This window comes from Enterobacter cloacae complex sp.6700776 (assembly GCF_048284255.1).
GTDB lineage: Bacteria > Pseudomonadota > Gammaproteobacteria > Enterobacterales > Enterobacteriaceae > Enterobacter > Enterobacter intestinihominis.
In genome coordinates this window covers 237,197-262,694 of the sequence record NZ_JBLVYK010000003.1, presented here as the reverse complement: position 1 = coordinate 262,694, position 25,498 = coordinate 237,197, and the positions used below count along the sequence as shown (strand labels likewise).

Below are 25,498 nucleotides of genomic sequence, written 5' to 3'. Positions count from 1 at the left end.
CTGGGCCCGGTAAGCGCTAGCGCCACCGGGCTTTTTAGCTTACTGCTGCTGCGAAGACTGGATCGCCGTCAGCGCGATGGTGTAGACGATATCGTCAACCAGCGCACCACGAGACAGGTCGTTCACAGGCTTGCGCATACCTTGCAGCATTGGCCCGATGGAGATCAGGTCTGCTGAACGCTGTACCGCTTTATAGGTGGTGTTACCGGTGTTCAGATCCGGGAAGATGAACACGGTAGCGCGACCTGCAACCGGCGAGTTAGGCGCTTTAGATTTCGCAACGTCAGCCATTACCGCGGCATCGTACTGGAGCGGGCCGTCGATCATCAGATCCGGACGTTTTTCCTGCGCAATGCGGGTTGCTTCACGGACTTTCTCTACGTCGCTGCCTGCACCAGAAGTACCGGTGGAGTAGGAGAGCATCGCGACGCGCGGTTCGATACCGAAGGCAGTCGCGGAGTCCGCAGACTGGATAGCGATTTCTGCCAGCTGCTCTGCGGTTGGGTCCGGGTTGATCGCGCAGTCGCCATAAACGTAAACCTGTTCAGGCAGCAGCATGAAGAACACGGAGGAGACCAGAGAGCTGCCCGGTGCGGTTTTGATCAGCTGCAACGGTGGACGGATGGTGTTCGCGGTGGTGTGAACCGCACCGGAAACCAGGCCGTCAACTTCGTCCTGCTCCAGCATCAGCGTACCCAGCACGACGTTGTCTTCCAGCTGCTCGCGCGCAACGGCTTCGGTCATGCCCTTGTTCTTACGCAGCTCAACCAGGCGGGCAACGTAGCTTTCGCGAACCACTTCCGGGTCAACGATCTCAATGCCAGCGCCCAGCTCAACGCCCTGAGACGCCGCAACGCGGTTGATCTCATCCGGGTTACCCAGCAGCACACAGGTCGCGATACCGCGCTCTGCACAGATGGCCGCCGCTTTAACGGTACGTGGTTCGTCACCTTCTGGCAGAACCACGCGTTTGCCCGCTTTACGCGCCAGCTCGGTCAGCTGGTAACGGAAGGCTGGAGGAGACAGACGACGGCTGCGCTCGGACGTCGCCGTCAGGGATTCGATCCAGTCTGCGTTGATGTAGCCCGCAACGTATTCCTGAACTTTCTCGATACGCTCGTGGTCATCAACCGGCACTTCGAGGTTGAAGCTTTGCAGGCTCAGGGAGGTCTGCCAGGTGTTGGTGTTCACCATGAAGACTGGCAGGCCAGTGGCGAACGCACGTTCGCACAGCTTGCTGACGCGCGGGTCCATCTCGTAGGCACCGGTCAGCAGGATCGCACCGATTTCCACGCCGTTCATCGCAGCCAGGCACGCTGCAACCAGCACGTCTGGACGGTCAGCAGAGGTCACCAGCAGGGAACCTGCGCGGAAGTGTTCCAGCATGTGCGGAATGCTGCGCGCGCAGAAGGTCACGGACTTCACGCGGCGGGTGTTGATATCGCCTTCGTTAACGATGGTGGCATTCAGGTGACGCGCCATATCGATTGCACGGGTGGCAATCAGATCGAAGCTCCATGGCACCGCACCCAGCACCGGCAGTGGGCTGGAATCCTGCAGCTTGGCCGGGTCAACTTTGATGACTTTCGCTTTGGAAGAGTCGTCGAAGATTTCGGACAGGTCAGGACGCGTACGGCCCTGCTCATCTACTGGCGCGTTCAGCTTGTTAACAATCACGCCGGTGATGCTGGTGTTTTTCGCACCGCCGAAGCTGCTGCGCGTCAGTTCGATACGCTCTTTCAGCTGCTCTGGGGTGTCAGTGCCCTGAGACATCACGAAAACAATCTCTGCGTTCAGGGTTTTCGCGATTTCAAAGTTCAGAGACTGGGCAAACTGGTGTTTACGGGTCGGGACCAGGCCTTCAACCAGCACCACTTCAGCGTCCTGCGCGTTTGCGTGGTAGTTGGCGATGATCTCTTCCATCAGCACGTCTTTCTGGTTGCTGGAGAGCAGAGATTCAACGTGGCTCATCTTCAGCGGTTCAGCCGCTGGCAGATTGGAGTTCTTACGAACGATGGAGGTGGTCTGGTCTGGCGCATCGCCACCGGCACGTGGCTGGGCGATAGGCTTAAAGACGCTCAGACGAACGCCTTTGCGTTCCATAGCGCGGATCACGCCGAGGCTGACGCTGGTCAGGCCGACGCTGGTTCCGGTAGGGATCAGCATAATAGTACGGGACACGGTTTATCCTCTTTCGTTACCGCCGCGTTGGGCGGGCTACAAAACAGCACCGCCAGCATTGCTGGCGGTGTGGAATCAGGCAGTCAGGCGGCACGCGTCTTGCGCGATGACCAGCTCTTCGTTAGTTGGGATAACGATAGCCGGGCGGGTGCCTTCTTTGTTGATGAAGCCAGACTTGCCGAAGCGGGCAGCCAGGTTACGCTCGTGATCGACTTCGAAGCCCAGTACGCCCAGTTTGCCCAGGGACAGCTCACGTACCATTGCCGCGTTCTCACCGATGCCGCCGGTGAAGATAACCGCGTCCAGACGACCGTCCATCAGCGCGGTGTAAGAACCGATGTACTTCGCCAGACGGTGGCAATAAACGTCCATTGCACGTTTAGCGTCAGCTTTTTCTGCGTAGTTGTCTTCAACGTAACGGCAGTCGCTGGTGACTTCGGTCAGACCCAGCAGGCCAGACTCTTTGGTCAGCATTTTGTTGATGTCGTCAACGCTCATGCCCAGGGTGTCGTGCAGGTGGAAGATGATCGCCGGGTCGATATCACCGGAACGGGTACCCATCACCAGACCTTCCAGCGGGGTCAGACCCATAGAGGTATCAACACACTTACCGTTGCGGATAGCAGAAACAGAACCACCGTTGCCCAGGTGGCAGGTGATGATGTTGACTTCTTCAACCGGCTTGTTCAGTACTTTTGCGGCTTCCTGAGTCACATAGAAGTGGCTGGTGCCGTGTGCGCCGTAGCGACGTACGCCGTGCTCTTTGTACAGGCTGTATGGCAGGGCATAGAGGTAAGACTCTTCCGGCATGGTCTGATGGAACGCGGTGTCAAACACGGCCACGTTTTTATCTTTCAGATTCGGGAAGGATTTCAGTGCTTCAGCGATACCGATCAGGTGAGCCGGGTTATGCAGCGGTGCGAAAGACGCAGAGTCTTTGATGCCCTGAATCACAGAGTCGTCGATTACCACGGAGCTGGTGTATTTTTCGCCGCCGTGGACGATACGGTGACCAATCGCAGTCAGCTGAGCAGACAGTTCTGGTTTTTGTGCCAGAATAGTGTTAACGATAAAGTTCAGCGCTTCACTGTGAGCGGCGCCTGCACCTAAAGCCGCTTCTTGTTTGCTGCCGTCCATCTTCCACTTGATACGTGCTTCAGGCAGATGGAAACATTCGGCCAAACCAGAGAGGTACTCATCACCGTTGAGCGCATCGATGATGGCGAATTTCAGTGAAGAGCTACCGCAGTTCAGAACCAGTACTAACTTACTCGACATGGAAGTACCTATAATTGATACGTGGCTAAAAAAACGTCAATGAGTCTAAAGCGTAACGCATGCTGACTCAGACATTTATGATTAACATCATGCCAAACGAACATTCTGGCAGGATGGAAGAAATACCTATGATTTTAAGCCATTTTGAACATTTTTCAGACAATGGCATAATATGCGATAATTTGACGAGTTAACGCTTCTCGTCTACGGCCTATCAGGCTGGCACAGGATACCCGATACGGGGTAGCGATGACAAAATATTTTGAACGTTGTCATAGCCTGTTGTGGTTTTGCACGAAAATTTTAATTTTTATATGTGAAGTTGAGGTACAGCCATGTCAACACCTGAAATCCCGTCCGTGAACTTTTTTAGTCTGTTTCGTCGGGGACAGCATTACGCAAAGACATGGCCGATGGAAAAGCGCCTCGCGCCCATGTTTATTGAAAATCGCACTATTCGCGCCACGCGCTATGCGATTCGCTTTATGCCCCCGATCGCTGTCTTTACTCTTTGCTGGCAAATTGCGCTGGGTGGACAGCTTGGACCTGCCGTCGCGACGGCGCTCTTTGCGTTAAGCCTGCCGATGCAGGGATTGTGGTGGTTAGGTAAACGTTCCGTCACGCCACTTCCGCCTTCTATTTTACACTGGTTTTATGAAGTGCGTGGAAAACTGGAGGAGGCCGGCCAGGCGCTCGCCCCGGTTGAAGGCAAGCCGGATTATCAGGCGCTGGCGGACACCCTCAAGCGCGCGTTTAAACAGCTTGATAAAACATTCCTCGATGACTTGTGATTGATCATCGAAACGACGACCAAAAGAAGGCACAGTAACAATCAGTTACCGTGTCTTTTTTTTACAGTGCAATGCGCTACAGGAGTCGAAAGATGGAAATGACCCATGCTCAACGTCTGATTTTGTCTAACCAGTACAAGATGATGACTATGCTTGATCCCGATAACGCTGCGCGCTACAGCCGCCTGCAAACCATTGTTGAACGTGGTTTTGGCTTGCAGATGCGCGAACTGGATCGCGAATTTGGCGAACTGAAAGAGGAAACCTGCCGTATCGTTATCGACATCATGGAGATGTACCATGCGCTGCATGTGTCCTGGACCAATCTGAAAGACCAGCAGTCCATTGACGAGCGCCGCGTAACGTTCCTGGGCTTTGATGCCGCGACAGAAGCGCGCTATCTGAGCTATGTGCGCTTTATGGTGAACACCGAAGGGCGCTACACCCATTTTGATGCGGGTACGCACGGCTTCAACGCCCAGACCCCGATGTGGGATAAGTATCAACGTATGCTGAGCGCGTGGCACGCCTGTCCGCGTCAGTACCATTTAAGCAGCAACGAAATTCAACAAATCATTAATGCCTGACGGAGGTGCGTGTGCAGTGTAAAGGTTTTCTGTTTGATCTGGACGGTACGCTGGTGGATTCGCTGCCGGTAGTGGAGCGTTCCTGGTGTCATTGGGCCGACAGGCACGGCATCGACCATCAGGATGTACTGAATTTCATCCATGGCAAACAGGCCATTACCTCATTGCGGCACTTCCTGGCGGGACGTTCTGAGGAAGAGATTCAGGCGGAGTTCAAATATCTGGAGCAGATTGAAGCTACCGATACTGAGGGCATCACCGCGCTGCCCGGTGCGCGCGAATTGCTTGAGCATCTGAATGAAGCGCAGATCCCGTGGGCTATCGTCACCTCCGGCTCGGTTCCTGTCGCGCATGCCCGCCATAAGGCGGCCGGTTTACCGACGCCGGACGTCTTCATTACCGCTGAGCGCGTAAAGCGCGGCAAGCCCGAACCGGATGCGTTTCTGCTCGGCGCTGAACTGCTCGGCCTTGCGCCAGCGGAGTGCGTGGTGGTGGAAGACGCGGCGGCAGGCGTGCTGGCCGGGCTGAACGCCGGAAGCCACGTCATTGCCGTTAACGTCCCGGCGGGGTCCCCCCGGCTGGAGGAGGCAGATTTTGTGCTTAATACTCTGACCGCCATCGACGTCTCGAAGGCATCAGACGGCGTTGTAACCGTCTCGCTAAAAATGTAATCCCATGATATAGCCCCGCATTACCGGGGCTTTTTTATGGCAGAATTGCTTCTCCTCCACTGACAAGGACATGTTGTGAACGGTGAACTGATTTGGGTCCTGAGCCTGCTGTTAATCGCCATCATTCTTTTTGCCACGGGCAAGGTGCGCATGGATGCCGTCGCCCTGTTTGTGATTGTCGCGTTCGTTCTGAGCGGTACCCTTTCCCTGCCGGAAGCCTTTTCCGGGTTTAGCGATCCCAACGTTATTTTGATTGCCGCCCTGTTTATTATTGGCGACGGGCTGGTACGCACCGGCGTGGCGACAATGATGGGGTCGTGGCTGGTTAAAGTGGCGGGCAGCAGCGAAACCAAAATGCTGATTTACCTGATGCTGACGGTCGCCGGACTGGGTGCGTTTATGAGCTCGACGGGGGTCGTGGCCATCTTTATTCCGGTTGTGCTGAGCGTCTGCATGAGGATGCAGATCTCCCCGTCGCGGCTGATGATGCCGTTGAGCTTTGCCGGGCTCATCAGCGGCATGATGACGCTGGTCGCGACCCCGCCGAACCTCGTCGTGAACAGCGAACTGATCCGTGAGGGGCTTGAGGGGTTTAGCTTTTTCAGCGTCACGCCGATCGGGCTGGTTGTACTGGTGATGGGCATTATCTATATGCTGTTGACCCGTTTCGCGCTGAAAGGGGAGAAGCAGGACAAAGCCAAAGAGGGCTGGAAGCGGCGAACTTTTCGCGATTTGATCAAAGAGTACCGTCTGACCGGGCGCGCCCGTCGGCTGGCTATCCGCCCCGGTTCGCCGATGATAGGCCAGCGGCTGGACGACCTTAAGCTACGCGAACGCTATGGCGCGAACGTCATCGGGGTTGAGCGCTGGCGTCGTTTTCGTCGGGTAATCGTTAACGTGAATGGGGTGTCAGAGTTTCGCGCGCGTGACGTCCTGCTGATTGATATGTCCACCGCGGACGTGGATCTGCGAGAGTTTTGTAGCGAGCAGCTGCTGGAGCCGATGGTGCTGCGCGGCGAGTATTTCTCCGACCGGGCGCTGGATGTGGGAATGGCCGAGGTGTCGCTGATCCCGGAATCGGAGTTATTGGGCAAAACCGTGCGCGAAATCGGCTTTCGTACCCGCTATGGCCTCAACGTGGTGGGCCTGAAGCGCGATGGCGTAGCCCTTGAAGGGGCGGTGGTGGATGAGCCGATCCTGCTGGGGGATATCTTCCTCGTGGTCGGCAACTGGAAACTGATTAGCCAGCTCGGGCAGAAAGGCCGCGATTTTGTGGTGCTGAATATGCCGATTGAAGAGAGCGACGCGTCACCGGCGCACAGTCAGGCGCCCCATGCGATTTTTTGCCTGGTGTTGATGGTCGCGTTGATGCTGACGGACGAGATCCCTAACCCGGTGGCGGCGATAATCGCCTGTCTGTTAATGGGCAAATTCCGCTGTATCGACGCCGAAAGCGCTTACAAAGCGATTCACTGGCCAAGCATCATTCTCATCGTTGGGATGATGCCCTTCGCCCTGGCGCTACAGAAAACCGGCGGGGTGGATTTGATCGTAAAAGGCTTAATGGACGCGGGCGGGGGATATGGTCCGTACCTGATGATGGTTTGCCTGTTCGTCATGTGCGCCACCATTGGTTTGTTCATCTCCAATACCGCAACGGCGGTGCTGATGGCGCCTATTGCGCTGGCGATGGCAAAATCGATGGGCGTTTCGCCCTATCCGTTTGCGATGGTGGTAGCGATGGCGGCGTCCGCGGCATTTATGACGCCGGTATCTTCCCCGGTCAATACCCTGGTGCTGGGGCCGGGAAACTATCGATTCAGCGATTTTGTAAAGCTGGGCGTGCCGTTCACCGTGCTGGTGATGCTGGTATGCGTGGTGCTGATTCCGGTGTTATTCCCGTTCTGAGAACATCGCCGGGTGGCGGCTACGCCTTACCCGGCCTACGTGATTCGTAGGCCCTGCAAGCGCAGCGCCGCTGGGCGAAAAACTACAGCGGCGAATCCTGACTGATCTCATCCAGCGACAAATGGAAGCTCGGCACAAACACCTGCATAAAGTAATCCATCTCTTCGCTACGGCGGGAGTCGAGCGTTTTCTCCAGGCGCGTTTTCGCCAGCAGGAACTCGTTATTCCCCGCGGATAACTCTTCCAGACATTTCAGGTAGGCGCACAGCGCATCGGCCTGCTTAACCAGGGATTTCTCCTCTTCCGTATACTGATGCTCGTCGATCAGTGGCCCGAAGATATCACGCAGCTCATCAGGCACCATATCGATCAGCTTCTGCTGGGCAATCTTCTCAATGGCCTTATATTCCTGGGCAATCTGCGAGTTGAAATATTTCACCGGCGTAGGCAGATCCCCGGTCAGCACTTCCGATGCATCGTGGTACAACGCCAGCAGGGCGATACGTTCGGCATTAACCTGCCCGTTGAATTTGCGGTTTTTAATCGCGGCCAGCGCATGAGCGACCATAGCAACCTGCAAACTGTGCTCAGACACATTTTCAGTGCGCACGTTGCGCATCAGCGGCCAGCGGTTGATGAGTTTCAGGCGGGAGAGGTGGGCAAAGAAATGACTCTGACTCATAGGTTACCTTATGTCTTCACTGCGACGGACTTCATTGTGCGGGGAGGGGAGGGAAGATGCAAATTTGCAGATGTTACAGGCCGGGTAAGCGCAGCGCCACCCGGCGGAAAGTCAGCGTTACTGATGGTACCCCGAGAGGAATCGCCCGAAGCGGCTGATGGCCATTTCGAGATCGTCTTCGCGCGGCAGGGTTACAATACGCACGTGATCCGGCCACGGCCAGTTAAACGCCGTCCCCTGAACCAGCAGCACTTTTTCCTGCAACAGGAAGTCGAGCACCATTTTCTGGTCGTCGTGAATATTGAAGCGCTTCGCGTCGATTTTCGGGAACATATACAGCGCGCCGTTAGGCTTCACGCAGGAGACGCCCGGAATATCATTAATTAATTCCCATGCACGGTTGCGCTGTTCATAGAGGCGGCCGCCTGGAACGATAAACTCGCTGATGCTTTGATAGCCCCCGAGTGCTGTCTGGATCGCATGTTGCGCCGGTACGTTGGCGCACAGACGCATGGATGCCAGCATCTCCAGCCCTTCAATGTAGCCTTTCGCATGTTTTTTCGGACCGTTCAGTACCATCCAGCCCTGACGGAAACCTGCAACGCGGTAAGTTTTAGACAGTCCGTTAAAGGTGACCGTCAGCAGATCGGGCGCCAGCGCGGCGATAGAGTGGTGCTGCGCCGCGTCGTACAGGATCTTGTCGTAAATCTCGTCGGCAAAGATGATCAGGTTGTGCAGGCGGGCGATCTCGACGATCTCCATCAGCAGCTCTTTTGAATAGACCGCGCCCGTCGGGTTATTCGGGTTAATGATCACGATTCCCCGGGTGCGCGGTGTTATTTTGGCGCGAATGTCATCCAGATCCGGGAACCAGTCCGACGATTCATCGCAAAGATAGTGCACCGCTTTACCGCTGGAGAGCGATACCGCAGCCGTCCACAGCGGATAGTCTGGAGCGGGAACCAGCATTTCATCGCCGCTGTTCAGGAGCGCCTGCATCGCCTGAACGATCAGCTCCGAGACACCGTTGCCAATGTAGATATCTTCAACGGTGACGTCGCGCATACCGCGAGCCTGGTAGTGCTGCATAATGGCTTTACGGGCGGAGTAGAGCCCTTTTGAATCGCAGTAGCCTTGTGCAGTGGGCAGGTTACGGATCACATCCACCAGGATCTCATCCGGCGCTTCAAAACCAAATGGCGCGGGGTTGCCGATGTTGAGTTTCAGAACCTTATTGCCTTCCTCTTCAAGGCGTTTTGCCTCTTTGAGTACCGGGCCACGGATGTCGTAACAGACGTTGTCGAGCTTGCTGGATTTTTCGATAGGGGACATGAACCTTTAACCTTTTCGCTATTATTGCAACTTCCTGCCGTGGAAGCAGCACGGAACAATGTACTCCCACCGCGCTTCGTTTTGAAGGGCGCACAGAAGAAGATTTTGTCCAACCAGGCAGCACTGCTGTGATTGCTTAATCTAATGATGGAGTGATTTTGCGCCTGAAATTACCGTGAAAACGCTTAATGTTGGGTTTTTTATGCTGAAAGTTTCACATAAATATTAATATTATTCTGATTTAAATAAAAAGACGATCCGGGCTGAAGCGTTAGTCCCCCTGAGTGACCATTCGTAAAACCTGAATGCTGAGATACAGTTTGCTCTATTAGCAAAGCCAGGTTAAAAGTTACTCATGTGAAATTAATGTTAAGTGTTATTAATGAATGGCCTGAATCTAAATTAAACTTTATTTATTATTAACGACGAAAATGCAACTTTCGTTAATTTTAATAAAAAGAGTGTAGTTGCTTATCATTGGCGTTAAATCCGTTATATTGCAATAAGACTTATAAATATAGTGGATTTGGGTTAAGATGTGTTTTGGGAATGCAGCGTAGCGATAGGCCTGTTACGTATATCAGCTTCTGCCTTCCTGTATTAATCGATTGTTATTGTTAAAGTAATCTCTGGCTGATTGGGTAAGTCACATCTTGCTACGCTGGCAACGCTGCGATATAGATGGCAGAAAACATGTCTTACTCTTAATGGAATTTACATCTACCTTCAGATAACGAAATATCCTGAACGCAAGAGAATAAAAATAACGTCATGAAACGTGATTTCTGACTGTTGATATACCAAAGTACAATAACTATCTGTCAGGCAGTCTGCCGGGCCGGGACGCGAGGGAAACTCTTCAGAAGGAATTGCTTAACTGTTACACACAGCTTCAACCCGGGCAGCTCCGCACGAGCAACCTGAAAGTGAAAAGATATGATAAATGCAAATCGTCCGATAATGAATCTCGACCTCGATCTGCTGAGAACGTTTGTTGCGGTCGCCGATCTCAACACTTTTGCAGCAGCTGCTGCCGCCGTTTGCCGTACCCAGTCCGCCGTGAGTCAGCAAATGCAGCGGCTGGAACAACTGGTTGGTAAAGAGCTTTTTGCGCGTCATGGACGTAATAAGCTTTTAACAGAACATGGTATTCAGCTTCTGGGTTATGCCAGAAAGATACTGCGCTTTAATGATGAAGCCTGTATGTCATTAATGTTTAGCAACCTTCAGGGAGTGTTAACATTAGGGGCGTCAGATGAATCAGCAGATACCATTTTGCCCTTCCTTCTCAACCGAATTAGCTCGGTTTATCCGAAGCTTGCCCTGGACGTTAGCGTTAAACGCAATGCCTTCATGGTTGAGATGCTGAAAGAAAACGAGGTTGACCTGGTGGTCACCACGCATCGACCTGGCCAGTATGACTGCCTGACGCTGCGTACTTCTCCTACGCACTGGTACTGTGCCGCGGAGTACGTATTGCAAAAAGGTGAGCCAATACCCCTGGTCCTGCTGGACGATCCTAGTCCGTTCCGCGATATGGTGCTGACTGCGCTCAACGAAGCCAGTATTCCGTGGCGCCTGGCGTACGTTGCGTCAACGTTGCCTGCGGTACGAGCGGCAGTGAAGGCCGGACTTGGCGTAACAGCCCGTCCGGTGGAGATGATGAGCCCCGATCTGCGTGTGCTGGGTCAATCTGAGGGACTCCCGTCGTTGCCGGATACGGAGTACCTGCTGTGCCATAATGCCGCCAGCAACAACGAGCTAGCGAAAGTGGTATTCGAGGCAATGGAAAACTATCACAATCCATGGCAGTACGCGCCTGTTACTCCGGAAGGAGGGGATGACTCCCTGATTGTGGAAAGGGATTTTGAGTGATCATTCCCCCAAAATTCTCGTAACAAAATGTAAGTGCAAAAAAGAGCCACTCGCATGATTTTTTCCTGCGAGTGGTTTTTTTTGCTATTCATAACCGCGAACGGAGCAGGGTTAAAGCAAATACCGCTTATTTATCAATGCAGAAAATGCTTTTGGTTAAGTTATAAACGATACCTCTTCTAACTTGCCTAATACCCCGCCGATGTTAAAAAAACAGGAAATATGTTGCTGTTTTTTTGATTGAATTAACAAAAGCGTGTCTCAGATCAAGAAAATACTCCCATTTGGGGGGAGGAATCGTTGGCAAATCCTGTCAAAATAGGAGGGTTATTTTTTTTACTTCCAAAACGGACACGATTCAACAAGATGCATTTGACGTAAAGTCATGTACCCACCAGGGTTAAAGGGCACCAAATGTTAATGAGAATCGCACGTTGTAATTTAATGTGAAGAAACCTTTGTTAAAGTTGACAAAAGGTTATAGAAAGGAGTAAAAAACCCCATCATTTTGCTGTCTATGTCTCATTTCTGACAGTTAGTGTAAGGTTATTTTGTTCCTCCCCATGAATCGATGTGATGCCCATCTGCCAGCAAGAGCAGTGTCGTCGGTATCACTTTTGATGAGTAAGCAATGAGTATGTCAACATCCACAGAAGTCATCGCTCATCACTGGGCATTCGCAATCTTTCTTATTGTAGCCATTGGCCTGTGCTGCCTGATGTTAGTCGGCGGCTGGTTCCTGGGCGGTCGCGCCCGCGCAAGGCACAAGAACACACCTTTCGAATCAGGTATTGATTCAGTAGGTACCGCTCGCTTACGCCTGTCTGCCAAGTTCTACCTGGTAGCCATGTTCTTCGTCATTTTCGACGTGGAAGCGCTTTACCTCTTCGCGTGGTCTACCTCCATTCGCGAAAGTGGTTGGGTGGGCTTTGTCGAGGCCGCAATTTTCATTTTAGTGTTACTGGCCGGTCTGGTTTATCTGGTGCGTATTGGCGCGCTGGACTGGACACCTGTGCGTTCACGCCGTGAACACATCAACCCGGAAAACAGTATCTCTAATCGTCAGCAGTAACAGCGAGGCAATAAGATGGATTATACGCTCACCCGCATAGATCCTAACGGTGAGAATGACCGTTACCCCCTGCAAAAACAGGAGATCGTAACCGACCCCCTGGAGCAAGAAGTCAACAAAAGCGTGTACATGGGCAAGCTCGAACATGCCATGCACGATATGGTCAACTGGGGTCGTAAGAACTCCATCTGGCCATACAACTTTGGCCTTTCTTGCTGCTACGTTGAAATGGTGACGTCATTCACTGCGGTGCATGACGTTGCGCGTTTTGGGGCCGAGGTACTGCGTGCTTCTCCACGTCAGGCTGACCTGATGGTGGTGGCCGGGACCTGCTTTACCAAGATGGCACCGGTTATTCAGCGTCTTTATGACCAGATGCTGGAGCCAAAATGGGTTATCTCCATGGGCGCATGTGCAAACTCCGGCGGTATGTACGACATTTATTCCGTTGTGCAGGGCGTTGATAAGTTCATTCCGGTGGATGTGTACATCCCGGGCTGCCCGCCGCGTCCAGAGGCCTATATGCAGGCGCTGATGCTGCTGCAGGAGTCAATCGGTAAAGAACGCCGTCCGCTCTCCTGGGTTGTTGGCGATCAAGGTGTCTATCGCGCGAACATGCAGTCTGAGCGCGAGCGTAAACGTGGTGAACGTATTGCCGTCACCAACCTGCGTACGCCTGACGAAATTTAATTTGCGCCTGTGGGCCTGGAGAACACCTTCGCATATCACTACTCAAATAGCGCGAAGCCAGGCTTAACAGTCACCACGGACCATTTGCAATGGTGAACAATATGACCGACTTAACCGCGCAAGAAGCCGCCTGGCAGACCCGGGATCATCTCGATGACCCCGTCATTGGCGAACTGCGCAACCGTTTTGGGCCGGATGCCTTTACTGTTCAGGCCACCCGCACCGGGGTACCCGTTGTTTGGGTGAAGCGTGAGCAATTACTGGAAGTTGTCGATTTCCTCAAGAAATTGCCAAAACCTTACGTCATGCTGTTTGACTTACACGGCATGGACGAACGTCTGAGAACGCACCGCCAGGGTCTCCCTGCTGCGGATTTTTCCGTTTTCTACCACCTGATCTCAATAGACCGCAACACGGATATCATGCTCAAGGTGGCATTGTCTGAAAACGACATGCATCTGCCGACGATCACCAAACTTTTCCCGAACGCTAACTGGTACGAGCGTGAAACCTGGGAAATGTTCGGCATGACCTTCGACGGCCACCCGCATCTGACGCGCATTATGATGCCGCAGACCTGGACCGGCCACCCGCTGCGTAAAGACTACCCGGCACGCGCCACCGAATTCGACCCGTTTGAGCTGACCAAAGCCAAGCAGGATCTGGAGATGGAAGCGCTGACCTTCAAGCCGGAAGACTGGGGCATGAAGCGCGGCACCGAAAACGAGGACTTCATGTTCCTTAACCTCGGTCCAAACCACCCGTCTGCGCACGGTGCATTCCGTATTATTCTTCAGCTTGACGGCGAAGAGATTGTCGACTGCGTGCCTGACATTGGCTACCACCACCGTGGTGCTGAGAAGATGGGCGAGCGTCAGTCCTGGCACAGCTACATTCCGTATACCGACCGTATCGAATACCTCGGCGGCTGCGTAAACGAGATGCCATACGTGCTGGCCGTTGAGAAACTGGCAGGCATCACCGTCCCGGATCGCGTTAACGTGATTCGCGTGATGCTGTCTGAACTGTTCCGTATTAACAGCCACCTGCTGTACATCTCCACGTTCATTCAGGACGTCGGCGCGATGACGCCGGTCTTCTTCGCCTTTACCGACCGTCAGAAAATTTACGATCTGGTGGAAGCGATTACCGGGTTCCGTATGCACCCGGCCTGGTTCCGCATCGGCGGCGTGGCGCACGATCTGCCGCGCGGCTGGGACCGCCTGCTGCGTGAATTCCTCGACTGGATGCCGAAACGTCTGGCGTCTTACGAGAAAGCCGCGCTGCGTAACTCCATCCTGAAAGGCCGCTCCCAGGGCGTTGCTGCCTACGGCGCGAAAGAGGCGCTGGAGTGGGGAACCACAGGTGCTGGCCTGCGCGCAACCGGTATTGATTTCGACGTGCGTAAAGCCCGTCCTTACTCTGGCTACGAGAACTTCGACTTTGAAGTCCCGGTTGGCGGCGGCGTTTCCGACTGCTACACCCGCGTGATGCTGAAAGTGGAAGAGCTGCGCCAGAGCCTGCGCATCCTTGAGCAGTGCCTCAACAACATGCCGGAAGGCCCGTTCAAGGCGGATCACCCGCTGACGACGCCGCCACCGAAAGAGCGCACGCTGCAACATATCGAAACCCTGATCACCCACTTCTTGCAGGTTTCCTGGGGCCCGGTCATGCCGGCACAAGAATCCTTCCAGATGATTGAAGCGACCAAGGGTATCAACAGCTACTACCTCACCAGCGACGGCAGCACCATGAGCTACCGTACCCGCGTGCGTACGCCAAGCTTTGCGCACCTGCAGCAGATCCCGGCCGCTATTCGCGGCAGTCTGGTCTCCGACCTGATTGTGTATCTGGGTAGTATCGATTTTGTTATGTCAGATGTGGACCGCTAATTATGCACGAGAATCAACAACCACAAACCGAGGCTTTTGAGCTGAGTGAAGCAGAGCGTGCCGCCATTGAGCACGAGATGCACCACTACGAAGACCCGCGTGCGGCGTCCATTGAAGCGCTGAAAATCGTACAGAAACAGCGTGGTTGGGTGCCGGATGGGGCGATCTATGAGATCGCAAAAGTGCTGGGCATTCCGGCGAGTGACGTAGAAGGCGTAGCCACGTTCTACAGCCAGATCTTTCGTCAGCCAGTCGGCCGCCATGTGATCCGCTACTGTGACAGCGTTGTCTGCCACATTACCGGTTATCAGGGCATTCAGGCTGCGATTGAGAAGAAACTTAATATTAAGCCGGGCCAGACCACGTTCGACGGACGCTTTACCCTGCTGCCAACCTGCTGCCTGGGTAACTGCGACAAGGGACCGACCATGATGATTGATGAGGACACTCACAGCCATCTGACGCCGGAAGCGATTCCTGACCTGCTGGAGCAGTACAAATGAAAACTGTAATTCGTACTGCTGAGACGCATCCGCTGACCTGGCGTCTGCGCGATGACAAACAGCCGGTCTGGCTCGACGAATATCAGAGCAAAAACGGCTATGCCGGTGCGCGTAAAGCCCTCGGCGGCATGGCGCCAGACGACATCGTTAATGCGGTAAAAGATTCTGGCCTGAAAGGGCGCGGCGGTGCGGGCTTCTCCACCGGTCTGAAGTGGAGCCTGATGCCGAAAGATGAATCCATGAACATCCGTTACCTGCTGTGTAACGCCGATGAAATGGAGCCGGGTACCTATAAAGACCGCCTGCTGATGGAACAGCTGCCGCACCTGCTGGTGGAAGGCATGCTGATCTCAGCGTTCGCGCTGAAAGCGTACCGTGGCTACATCTTCCTGCGCGGTGAATACATCGAAGCGGCTGAAAACCTGCGTCGCGCGATTGCCGAAGCCACTGAAGCCGGACTGCTGGGTAAAAACATCCTGGGCACCGGGTTTGACTTCGAGCTGTTCGTGCACACCGGTGCCGGCCGTTATATCTGCGGTGAAGAAACCGCGCTGATTAACTCCCTGGAAGGCCGCCGCGCGAACCCGCGCTCCAAGCCACCGTTCCCGGCAAGCTCCGGCGTGTGGGGTAAACCGACCTGTGTAAACAACGTCGAAACCCTGTGTAACGTTCCGGCTATCCTTGCGAACGGCGTGGAGTGGTATCAGGGCATCTCATCAAGTAAAGATGCCGGTACCAAGCTGATGGGCTTCTCCGGTCGCGTGAAGAATCCTGGCGTCTGGGAGCTGCCGTTCGGCACCACCGCACGTGAAATTCTTGAAGACTACGCCGGCGGCATGCGCGATGGCCTGAAATTCAAAGCCTGGCAGCCGGGTGGGGCAGGGACAGACTTCTTAACCGAAGCCCACCTTGACCTGCCAATGGAGTTCGAAAGCATTGGTAAAGCAGGCAGCCGTCTGGGTACCGCGCTGGCGATGGCCGTCGACCACGAGATCGGCATGGTATCCCTGGTGCGTAACCTGGAAGAGTTCTTCGCCCGCGAGTCCTGCGGCTGGTGTACACCATGCCGTGACGGTCTGCCGTGGAGCGTGAAGATCCTGCGCGCTATCGAACGTGGCGAAGGCCAGCCTGGCGATATCGAGACACTTGAGCAACTGTGTCGATTCTTAGGGCCAGGAAAAACCTTCTGTGCCCACGCACCGGGTGCCGTCGAGCCGCTGCAGAGCGCGATTAAATATTTCCGCGACGAATTCGAAGCAGGCATCAAGCAGCCGTTCAGCAATACCCATTCTATCAATGGTATTCAGCCGAACCTGCTGAAAGCACGCTGGTAAAAACAGAATTTTGATTAACGCTCGGTTTCGGCCGAGCCAACTGGAAGCATGCTAATGGCTACGATTCATGTAGACGGCAAAGAATACGAAGTCAACGGGGCGGACAACCTGCTGGAAGCTTGTCTGTCTCTTGGCCTCGATATTCCGTACTTTTGCTGGCATCCGGCGCTGGGCAGCGTCGGTGCTTGCCGCCAGTGTGCGGTGAAGCAATATCAAAACGCGGAAGACACGCGTGGTCGACTGGTGATGTCCTGTATGACGCCAGCCACCGAAGGCACTTTTATTTCGATTGATGACGAAGAAGCCAAACAGTTCCGCGAAAGCGTAGTGGAGTGGTTGATGACCAACCACCCACACGACTGTCCGGTGTGTGAGGAGGGTGGTAACTGCCACCTTCAGGATATGACCGTCATGACCGGTCACAGCTTCCGTCGCTATCGCTTTACCAAGCGTACTCACCGAAATCAGGATCTAGGGCCGTTCATCTCTCACGAAATGAACCGCTGCATCGCCTGCTACCGCTGCGTGCGTTACTACAAAGATTATGCAGACGGTCAGGATCTGGGCGTGTATGGCGCGCATGACAACGTTTACTTCGGTCGTCCGGAAGACGGTACGCTTGAAAGCGAATTCTCCGGTAACCTGGTAGAAATCTGCCCGACCGGCGTGTTCACGGATAAAACCCACTCCGAGCGTTACAACCGTAAATGGGACATGCAGTTTGCGCCAAGCATCTGCCAGCAGTGCTCCCTCGGCTGTAACACCAGCCCGGGTGAACGTTACGGTGAACTGCGTCGTATCGAAAACCGTTACAACGGTACCGTTAATCACTACTTCCTCTGCGATCGCGGTCGTTTTGGCTATGGCTATGTGAACCTGAAAGACCGTCCGCGTCAGCCGGTTCAGCGCCGTGGCGACGACGTCATTACCCTCAACGCTGAACAGGCGATGCAGGGCGCGGCAGATATTCTGCGCCAGTCGAAGAAAGTGATCGGCATCGGCTCCCCGCGCGCCAGCATCGAAAGCAACTTCGCGCTGCGTGAGCTGGTTGGGGCGGAAAACTTCTATACCGGTATCGCCCATGGCGAGCAGGAACGTCTGCAACTGGTGCTGAAAGTGCTGCGTGAAGGCGGTGTACACACGCCTGCGCTGCGCGAAATCGAATCCTATGATGCGGTTCTTGTGCTCGGGGAAGACCTGACGCAGACCGGCGCACGCGCGGCTCTGGCGGTTCGTCAGGCGGTGAAGGGTAAAGCACGTGAAATGGCAGCGGCGCAGAAAGTGGCTGACTGGCAGATTGCGGCGATCCTCAACATCGGCCAACGCGCGAAGCATCCTCTGTTTGTGACTAACGTCGACAACACCCGTCTGGACGATATCGCCGCGTGGACCTACTGCGCACCGGTTGAAGATCAGGCTCGCCTCGGCTTTGCCATTGCCCACGCGCTGGACAGCAACTCGCCGGCCGTTGAACTGGATCACGACCTGCAGAACAAGGTCGACGTGATTGTTCAGGCGCTGGCGGGGGCGAAGAAACCACTGATCATTTCCGGTACCAACGCCGGTAGCGCTGAAATCATTCAGGCCGCAGCGAACGTTGCCAAAGCCCTGAAGGGCCGTGGCGCTGACGTCGGTGTGACCATGATTGCCCGTGCGGTGAACAGCATCGGACTGGGCATGATTGGCGGCGGCTCGCTGGAAGAAGCGTTAAGCGAACTGGAATCCGGTTCTGCTGATGCGGTGGTAGTGCTGGAAAATGACCTGCATCGCCACGCTTCCGCCGCTCGCGTTGACGCCGCGCTCTCCAAAGCACCGCTGGTGATGGTTATCGACCATCAGCGCACCGCGATCATGGACAAAGCACACCTGGTGCTCTCTGCTGCAAGCTTCGCAGAAAGCGACGGGACGGTGATCAACAACGAAGGCCGCGCACAGCGCTTCTTCCAGGTTTATGACCCGGCCTACTACGACAGCAACACCGTGATGCTGGAAAGCTGGCGCTGGCTGCACTCTCTGCACAGCACCGTGCAGAGCCGTGAAGTGGACTGGACGCAGCTCGACCACGTTATCGACGCGGTTGTTAAGAAACTGCCTCAGCTGGCGGGCATTAAAGACGCCGCGCCTGACGCAAGCTTCCGTATTCGCGGCCAGAAACTGGCGCGTGAGCCGCACCGCTACAGCGGTCGTACTGCGATGCGTGCCAACATCAGCGTGCACGAACCGCGTCAGCCGCAGGATAAAGACACCATGTTCGCCTTCTCGATGGAAGGGAACAACCAGCCGTCTGCGCCGCGTTCGCAAATCCCGTTTGCATGGGCACCGGGCTGGAACTCCCCACAGGCATGGAACAAATTCCAGGCTGAAGTGGGTGGTCATCTGCGCCACGGCGATCCGGGCGTGCGTCTGATTGAAGCCTCCGAAACCGATCTGGACTTCTTCTCTACCGTTCCGGAACGTTTCCAGGCTCAGGAAGGCCACTGGCGTATTGCGCCGTACTACCATCTGTTCGGTAGCGACGAAATGTCCCAGCGTTCTCCGGTATTCCAGCAGCGTATGCCGCAGCCGTACATCAAGCTCAACCCGGCGGATGCCGCGAAGCTTGGCGTTAACGCGGGTGCGAACATTGCCTTTAGCTACGACGGCCAGACAATCAGCCTGCCGCTGATTATTTCTGAAAGCCTGTCAGCAGGGCAGGTGGGTCTGCCGATGGGTATGCCTGGCATCGCGCCGGTCCTGGCGGGTGCGCATCTTGATAACCTTCAGGAGGCAAAAGCATGAGTTGGTTAACGCCGGATCTTATCGACATCCTGCTGAGCATTCTGAAAGCGGTCGTCATTCTGCTGGTGGTCGTCACCTGCGGCGCGTTCATGAGCTTTGGTGAACGTCGTCTGCTCGGTCTGTTCCAGAACCGTTACGGACCGAACCGCGTGGGCTGGGGTGGTTCACTCCAGCTGGTGGCGGACATGATCAAGATGTTCTTTAAAGAGGACTGGGTTCCGCGCTTCTCGGACCGCGTGATCTTTACGCTGGCGCCGATGATCGCCTTTACCTCGCTGCTGCTGGCGTTTGCTATCGTTCCCGTCAGCCCGACCTGGGTGGTGGCTGACCTGAACATCGGCATTCTGTTCTTCCTGATGATGGCAGGCCTCGCGGTGTACGCGGTGCTGTTCGCAGGCTGGTCCAGTAACAACAAATACTCGCTGCTGGGTGCGATGCGTGCTTCCGCGCAGACGCTGAGCTACGAAGTGTTCCTGGGGCTCTCCCTGATGGGCGTGGTGGCGCAGGCCGGTTCATTCAACATGACCGACATCGTCAACAACCAGGCCGACATCTGGAACGTTATCCCGCAGTTCTTTGGTTTTGTGACCTTTGCTATCGCGGGCGTGGCGGTGTGTCACCGTCACCCGTTTGACCAGCCAGAAGCCGAACAGGAACTGGCCGACGGTTACCACATTGAATATTCCGGTATGAAATTCGGTCTGTTCTTCGTGGGCGAGTACATCGGTATCGTCACCATTTCCGCGTTGATGGTAACGCTGTTCTTTGGTGGCTGGCATGGCCCGTTCTTACCGCCGTTCATCTGGTTCGCGCTGAAAACCGCGTTCTTCATGATGATGTTCATTTTGATTCGTGCGTCCTTACCGCGTCCGCGTTATGACCAGGTAATGTCCTTCGGCTGGAAAGTGTGCCTGCCGCTGACGCTCGTCAACTTGTTGGTAACGGCGGCTGTCATTCTCTGGCAGCAGCCATAAGGGGCTTTGAGATCATGACCTTAAAAGAATTACTCGTAGGCTTTGGCACCCAGGTACGCAGTATCTGGATGATCGGCCTGCACGCGTTTGCCAAACGCGAAACCCGGATGTATCCGGAAGAGCCGGTATATCTGCCGCCGCGCTACCGTGGCCGTATCGTGCTGACGCGCGACCCGGACGGTTCCGAGCGCTGCGTAGCCTGTAACCTGTGTGCGGTAGCGTGTCCGGTAGGCTGTATCTCTCTGCAGAAAGCCGAGACGGTAGACGGCCGCTGGTACCCTGAGTTCTTCCGCATCAACTTCTCACGCTGCATTTTCTGCGGTCTGTGTGAAGAAGCGTGCCCAACCACGGCGATTCAGCTGACTCCAGACTTCGAGCTGGGTGAGTACAAGCGTCAGGACCTGGTGTACGAGAAAGAGGATCTGCTGATTTCCGGTCCGGGCAAATACCCGGAATATAACTTCTACCGGATGGCGGGTATGGCAATCGACGGCAAAGATAAGGGCGAAGCAGAGAACGAAGCTAAGCCTATCGACGTCAAGAGCCTGTTACCGTAAGGAGAGGGCAATGGAATTCGCTTTTTATATCTGTGGCCTTATCGCCATCCTGGCTACGCTGCGAGTGATCACGCACACCAATCCGGTGCATGCGTTGCTGTATTTAATCATTTCGCTGCTGGCTATTTCCGGGGTGTTCTTTGCGCTGGGCGCGCATTTTGCCGGTGCGCTGGAAATTATCGTCTACGCGGGTGCCATTATGGTGCTGTTCGTGTTCGTGGTGATGATGCTCAACCTGGGCGGCTCTGAAATTGAGCAGGAACGTCAATGGTTAAAACCGCAGGTGTGGATTGGCCCGGCAATTTTGTCGGCCATCATGCTGGTGGTGATTGTTTACGCTATTCTGGGCGTTAACGACCAGGGCATTGACGGCACGCCAATCAGCGCCAAGGCTGTTGGTATTGCGCTGTTTGGTCCGTACGTTCTGGCGGTTGAACTGGCCTCTATGCTGCTGCTGGCGGGCCTGGTTGTTGCCTTCCACGTCGGTCGCGAAGAACGTGTTGGTGAGGTGCTGAGCAACCGCACTGATGACCGTGCGAAAAGAAAAACGGAGGAGCGCGCATGATCCCCTTAACACATGGACTGATCCTCGCTGCGATTTTGTTCGTTCTGGGCTTAACCGGTCTGGTTATCCGCCGCAATCTGCTGTTTATGCTGATCGGTCTGGAAATCATGATCAACGCTTCCGCGCTGGCCTTTGTGGTCGCCGGTAGCTACTGGGGCCAGGCCGACGGTCAGGTGATGTACATTCTCGCCATCAGCCTCGCGGCTGCCGAAGCGAGTATTGGCCTGGCGCTGTTGCTGCAGCTCCATCGTCGCCGCCAGAACCTGAACATCGATTCAGTAAGTGAGTTGCGTGGATGAACATGCTTGCCTTAACCATTATTTTTCCGCTGATTGGCTTCGTGCTGCTGGCATTTTCTCGCGGCCGCTGGTCTGAGAATCTGTCTGCCACCGTGGGCATTGGCTCAATCGGTCTGGCTGCGCTGGTGACAGCGTATGCGGGTATCGATTTCTTTAACAATGGACGTCAGGCCTACAGCGTGCCGCTGTGGAACTGGATGTCGGTCGGTAACTTCAACATCGGTTTCAACCTGGTGCTGGATGGTCTGTCTCTGACCATGCTCTCCGTGGTCACCGGCGTGGGCTTCCTGATCCACATGTTCGCCTCCTGGTATATGCGCGGTGAAGAGGGATACTCCCGCTTCTTCGCCTACACCAACCTGTTTATCGCCAGCATGGTGGTTCTGGTGCTGGCCGATAACCTGCTGCTGATGTATCTGGGCTGGGAAGGCGTGGGTCTGTGCTCTTACCTGCTGATCGGTTTCTACTACACCGATCCGAAGAATGGCGCAGCGGCCATGAAAGCGTTCGTCGTGACCCGTGTGGGTGACGTCTTCCTCGCTTTCGCGCTGTTCATTCTCTACAACGAACTGGGCACGCTGAACTTCCGCGAAATGGTGGAACTGGCGCCAGCGCACTTCGAAGCAGGCAACAACATGCTGTGGTGGGCAACGCTGATGCTGCTGGGTGGTGCTGTGGGTAAATCCGCACAGCTGCCGTTGCAGACATGGCTTGCCGACGCGATGGCGGGTCCAACCCCTGTCTCCGCGCTGATCCACGCCGCGACCATGGTCACCGCCGGTGTCTACCTGATTGCGCGTACCCATGGCCTGTTCCTGATGACCCCGGAAATTCTGCATCTGGTGGGTATCGTCGGTGCGGTTACGCTGGTGCTGGCAGGCTTTGCCGCACTGGTGCAGACCGACATCAAACGCGTTCTCGCGTACTCCACCATGAGCCAGATTGGTTACATGTTCCTGGCGCTGGGCGTTCAGGCGTGGGACGCAGCCATTTTCCACCTGATGACGCACGCGTTCTTTAAAGCGCTGCTGTTCCTCTCATCCGGTTCGGTGATCCTGGCCTGCCACCACGAGCAGAATATCTTCAAAATGGGCGGACTGCGTAAGTCCATCCCGCTGGTCTATATCTGCTTCCTGGTAGGCGGCGCGGCGCTGGCGGCACTGCCGCTGATTACCGCAGGCTTCTTCAGTAAGGATGAAATCCTGGCGGGCGCCATGGCAAATGGTCATATCAATCTGATGGTTGCGGGTCTGGTCGGTGCGTTTATGACCTCCCTGTACACCTTCCGTATGATTTTCATCGTCTTCCACGGTAAAGAACAAATTCACGCCCACGCAGGGAAGGGGATTACCCACCACCTGCCGCTGATTGTGCTGCTGGTACTCTCCACCTTCGTTGGCGCGATGATTGTGCCACCGTTGCAGGGCGTACTGCCGGCAACAACCGAGCTTGAGCACGGTCGCGTTCTGACGCTTGAAATCACCTCCGGCGTTGTGGCTATCGCGGGCATCCTGATTGCCGCATGGCTGTGGCTGGGCAAACGCACGCTGGTGACTGCCGTTGCCAACAGCGCGCCGGGCCGTCTGCTGGGCACCTGGTGGTACAACGCATGGGGCTTCGACTGGCTGTACGACATGATCTTCGTGAAGCCGTTCCTGGGCATTGCGTGGCTGTTGAAGCGCGATCCGCTGAACAGCCTGATGAATATCCCGGCGATCCTCTCTCGCTTTGCAGGTAAAGGCCTGCTGTACAGCGAGAACGGCTATCTGCGCTGGTATGTGGCATCCATGAGCATCGGTGCGGTTGTCGTGCTGGCGCTGCTGATGGTGTTGCGATAGTGGTTTTTGCCCGGTGGCGCTGCGCTTACCGGGCCTACGAGACCGTAGGTCGGGTAAGCGTGATCGTCACCCGACACCACAAACCGCACTAACACGTGAATTTTGTCGAATTCGTTGAAAATCGGTCCCTGAGGGACTTTAACAAGGAATAAAAATCGCCATGTTATTACCCTGGCTAATATTAATTCCCTTCATCGGCGGCTTCCTGTGCTGGCAGACTGAACGCTTTGGCGTGAAGATGCCGCGCTGGATCGCGCTGATCACCATGGGATTGACGCTCGCGCTTGGCCTGCAACTGTGGTTGCAGGGTGGCTACTCATTGACCCAGTCTGCGGGCCTTCCGCAGTGGCAATCTGAGTTCATTCTGCCGTGGATCCCACGTTTCGGTATCACGATCCACCTTGCGATTGACGGTCTGTCGCTGCTGATGGTCGTGCTGACCGGTCTGCTCGGCGTTCTGGCGGTACTCTGCTCCTGGCGAGAAATCGAAAAATACCAGGGCTTCTTCCACCTGAACCTGATGTGGATCCTGGGCGGCGTTATCGGCGTGTTCCTGGCCATCGACATGTTCCTGTTCTTCTTCTTCTGGGAGATGATGCTGGTGCCGATGTACTTCCTGATCGCGCTGTGGGGCCACAAGGCATCCGACGGTAAAACGCGTATCACGGCGGCCACCAAGTTCTTCATCTACACCCAGGCGAGCGGTCTGGTGATGTTGATTGCCATCCTGGCGCTGGTGTTTGTGCATTACAACGCCACCGGCGTCTGGACCTTCAACTATGAAGATCTGCTGAAGACCCCGATGTCCCACGGTGTGGAATACCTGCTGATGCTCGGCTTCTTCATCGCCTTCGCGGTGAAAATGCCGGTAGTTCCGCTGCACGGCTGGCTGCCGGACGCGCACTCTCAGGCGCCAACGGCGGGTTCCGTTGACCTGGCGGGTATCTTGCTGAAAACGGCGGCCTACGGTCTGCTGCGTTTCTCCCTGCCGCTGTTCCCGAACGCCTCCGCAGAGTTTGCGCCGATTGCCATGTGGCTTGGCGTGATCGGTATCTTCTACGGTGCATGGATGGCCTTCACGCAGTACGACATCAAACGTCTGATTGCTTACACCTCCGTTTCCCACATGGGCTTCGTACTGATTGCCATCTACACCGGTAGCCAGCTGGCGTACCAGGGCGCGGTGATCCAGATGATTGCGCACGGCCTGTCCGCTGCCGGTCTCTTCATCCTGTGCGGTCAGCTGTACGAACGTCTGCATACCCGCGACATGCGTATGATGGGCGGCCTGTGGGGCAAAATGAAATGGCTGCCTGCACTCTCCATGTTCTTCGCGGTTGCCACCCTGGGTATGCCAGGTACCGGTAACTTCGTTGGCGAATTTATGATTCTGTTCGGCAGCTTCAAAGTGGTTCCGATGATTACCGTCATCTCCACCTTTGGTCTGGTGTTCGCCTCCGTGTACTCGCTGGCGATGCTGCACCGCGCCTACTTCGGTAAAGCGAAGAGCGAAATTGCTGCTAAAGAACTGCCGGGGATGTCGCTGCGTGAGCTGTCCATCATCCTGCTGCTGGTCGTACTGCTGGTGCTGCTGGGCTTCTATCCGCAGCCGATTCTGGATACCTCGCACTCCGCGATGGGTAACATCCAGCAGTGGTTTGTTAATTCTGCTTCTACTACAAGGCCGTAAT

Annotated in this window: 21 protein-coding genes; 17 read left to right on the top strand and 4 right to left on the bottom strand. The window is 55.2% G+C overall.

Annotated features, from left to right (window positions below):
- Window positions 1-39: 39 nt before the first annotated feature.
- A complete protein-coding gene (gene pta, locus ACNQ0T_RS07310; RefSeq protein ID WP_022648836.1) occupies window positions 40-2,181 on the bottom strand; it encodes a phosphate acetyltransferase in 2,142 nt (713 codons plus the stop codon).
- 75 nt (window positions 2,182-2,256) lie between these two features.
- Window positions 2,257-3,459 carry an acetate kinase gene (ackA, locus tag ACNQ0T_RS07305; protein WP_022648835.1) on the bottom strand — a complete coding sequence of 401 codons (1,203 nt, stop codon included), beginning with the start codon at window positions 3,457-3,459 and terminating at the stop codon, window positions 2,257-2,259.
- A 335-nt stretch (window positions 3,460-3,794) separates the two neighbouring features.
- Between ackA and yfbV the strand changes: the two genes are divergently transcribed.
- From yfbV to ACNQ0T_RS07285, 4 genes are all read left to right on the top strand, one after another.
- On the top strand, window positions 3,795-4,250 hold the full coding sequence (yfbV, locus tag ACNQ0T_RS07300; RefSeq protein WP_003861459.1) for a terminus macrodomain insulation protein YfbV: 456 nt from the start codon (window positions 3,795-3,797) through the stop codon (window positions 4,248-4,250).
- Between the two features lie 92 nt (window positions 4,251-4,342).
- Window positions 4,343-4,837: a YfbU family protein gene (locus ACNQ0T_RS07295; RefSeq protein WP_008502874.1), complete on the top strand. Its 495-nt coding sequence runs from the start codon at window positions 4,343-4,345 to the stop codon at window positions 4,835-4,837.
- Window positions 4,838-4,848: 11 nt separating this feature from the next.
- A complete protein-coding gene (locus ACNQ0T_RS07290; RefSeq protein ID WP_023300628.1) occupies window positions 4,849-5,508 on the top strand; it encodes a sugar phosphatase in 660 nt (219 codons plus the stop codon).
- 75 nt (window positions 5,509-5,583) lie between these two features.
- Entirely contained in the window at window positions 5,584-7,416 is a 1,833-nt protein-coding gene (locus ACNQ0T_RS07285; RefSeq protein ID WP_022648833.1) for an SLC13 family permease, read from the top strand.
- A gap of 82 nt (window positions 7,417-7,498) precedes the next feature.
- Here ACNQ0T_RS07285 and yfbR read toward each other — a convergent pair whose 3' ends face one another.
- Both yfbR and alaA read right to left on the bottom strand, forming a co-directional pair.
- Window positions 7,499-8,098 (bottom strand): 5'-deoxynucleotidase, encoded by a 600-nt coding sequence (yfbR, locus tag ACNQ0T_RS07280; protein ID WP_022648832.1) that lies wholly within the window; start codon window positions 8,096-8,098, stop codon window positions 7,499-7,501.
- 117 nt (window positions 8,099-8,215) lie between these two features.
- Window positions 8,216-9,430, bottom strand: a complete 1,215-nt coding sequence (gene alaA, locus ACNQ0T_RS07275) for an alanine transaminase AlaA (RefSeq protein ID WP_022648831.1) — start codon at window positions 9,428-9,430, stop codon at window positions 8,216-8,218.
- Window positions 9,431-10,366: 936 nt separating this feature from the next.
- Between alaA and lrhA the strand changes: the two genes are divergently transcribed.
- From lrhA to nuoM, 13 genes are all read left to right on the top strand, one after another.
- Window positions 10,367-11,305, top strand: coding sequence for a transcriptional regulator LrhA (lrhA, locus tag ACNQ0T_RS07270; RefSeq protein ID WP_032622483.1), 939 nt, complete (start codon window positions 10,367-10,369; stop codon window positions 11,303-11,305).
- Window positions 11,306-11,936: 631 nt separating this feature from the next.
- Complete coding sequence (nuoA, locus tag ACNQ0T_RS07265; protein ID WP_003861475.1) at window positions 11,937-12,377, top strand: NADH-quinone oxidoreductase subunit NuoA; 441 nt, start codon at window positions 11,937-11,939, stop codon at window positions 12,375-12,377.
- 15 nt (window positions 12,378-12,392) lie between these two features.
- Window positions 12,393-13,067 carry an NADH-quinone oxidoreductase subunit NuoB gene (gene nuoB / locus ACNQ0T_RS07260; RefSeq protein ID WP_003861482.1) on the top strand — a complete coding sequence of 225 codons (675 nt, stop codon included), beginning with the start codon at window positions 12,393-12,395 and terminating at the stop codon, window positions 13,065-13,067.
- Between the two features lie 89 nt (window positions 13,068-13,156).
- Complete coding sequence (nuoC, locus tag ACNQ0T_RS07255; protein ID WP_003861484.1) at window positions 13,157-14,959, top strand: NADH-quinone oxidoreductase subunit C/D; 1,803 nt, start codon at window positions 13,157-13,159, stop codon at window positions 14,957-14,959.
- A 2-nt stretch (window positions 14,960-14,961) separates the two neighbouring features.
- Window positions 14,962-15,462, top strand: a complete 501-nt coding sequence (gene nuoE / locus ACNQ0T_RS07250; RefSeq protein ID WP_006176513.1) for an NADH-quinone oxidoreductase subunit NuoE — start codon at window positions 14,962-14,964, stop codon at window positions 15,460-15,462.
- Window positions 15,459-16,796: an NADH-quinone oxidoreductase subunit NuoF gene (gene nuoF, locus ACNQ0T_RS07245; protein ID WP_006811381.1), complete on the top strand. Its 1,338-nt coding sequence runs from the start codon at window positions 15,459-15,461 to the stop codon at window positions 16,794-16,796. The genes nuoE and nuoF overlap by 4 nt, the downstream gene beginning before the upstream one ends.
- Before the next feature lie 54 nt (window positions 16,797-16,850).
- Window positions 16,851-19,574 carry an NADH-quinone oxidoreductase subunit NuoG gene (gene nuoG, locus ACNQ0T_RS07240; RefSeq protein ID WP_157507131.1) on the top strand — a complete coding sequence of 908 codons (2,724 nt, stop codon included), beginning with the start codon at window positions 16,851-16,853 and terminating at the stop codon, window positions 19,572-19,574.
- The gene (gene nuoH, locus ACNQ0T_RS07235) at window positions 19,571-20,548 is read left to right on the top strand and encodes an NADH-quinone oxidoreductase subunit NuoH (RefSeq protein ID WP_022648828.1); all 978 of its coding nucleotides are present in this window, start codon (window positions 19,571-19,573) and stop codon (window positions 20,546-20,548) included. Before nuoG ends, nuoH begins: the two co-directional genes overlap by 4 nt.
- 14 nt (window positions 20,549-20,562) lie before the next feature.
- The gene (gene nuoI, locus ACNQ0T_RS07230; RefSeq protein WP_003861491.1) at window positions 20,563-21,105 is read left to right on the top strand and encodes an NADH-quinone oxidoreductase subunit NuoI; all 543 of its coding nucleotides are present in this window, start codon (window positions 20,563-20,565) and stop codon (window positions 21,103-21,105) included.
- 10 nt (window positions 21,106-21,115) lie between these two features.
- The gene (nuoJ, locus tag ACNQ0T_RS07225) at window positions 21,116-21,670 is read left to right on the top strand and encodes an NADH-quinone oxidoreductase subunit J (protein ID WP_006176507.1); all 555 of its coding nucleotides are present in this window, start codon (window positions 21,116-21,118) and stop codon (window positions 21,668-21,670) included.
- Window positions 21,667-21,969 (top strand): NADH-quinone oxidoreductase subunit NuoK, encoded by a 303-nt coding sequence (gene nuoK / locus ACNQ0T_RS07220; protein WP_006176506.1) that lies wholly within the window; start codon window positions 21,667-21,669, stop codon window positions 21,967-21,969. The genes nuoJ and nuoK overlap by 4 nt, the downstream gene beginning before the upstream one ends.
- Complete coding sequence (gene nuoL, locus ACNQ0T_RS07215; protein WP_023300625.1) at window positions 21,966-23,807, top strand: NADH-quinone oxidoreductase subunit L; 1,842 nt, start codon at window positions 21,966-21,968, stop codon at window positions 23,805-23,807. The genes nuoK and nuoL overlap by 4 nt, the downstream gene beginning before the upstream one ends.
- A 160-nt stretch (window positions 23,808-23,967) precedes the next feature.
- Window positions 23,968-25,497 carry an NADH-quinone oxidoreductase subunit M gene (gene nuoM, locus ACNQ0T_RS07210; protein ID WP_023300624.1) on the top strand — a complete coding sequence of 510 codons (1,530 nt, stop codon included), beginning with the start codon at window positions 23,968-23,970 and terminating at the stop codon, window positions 25,495-25,497.
- Window position 25,498 lies beyond the last annotated feature (1 nt).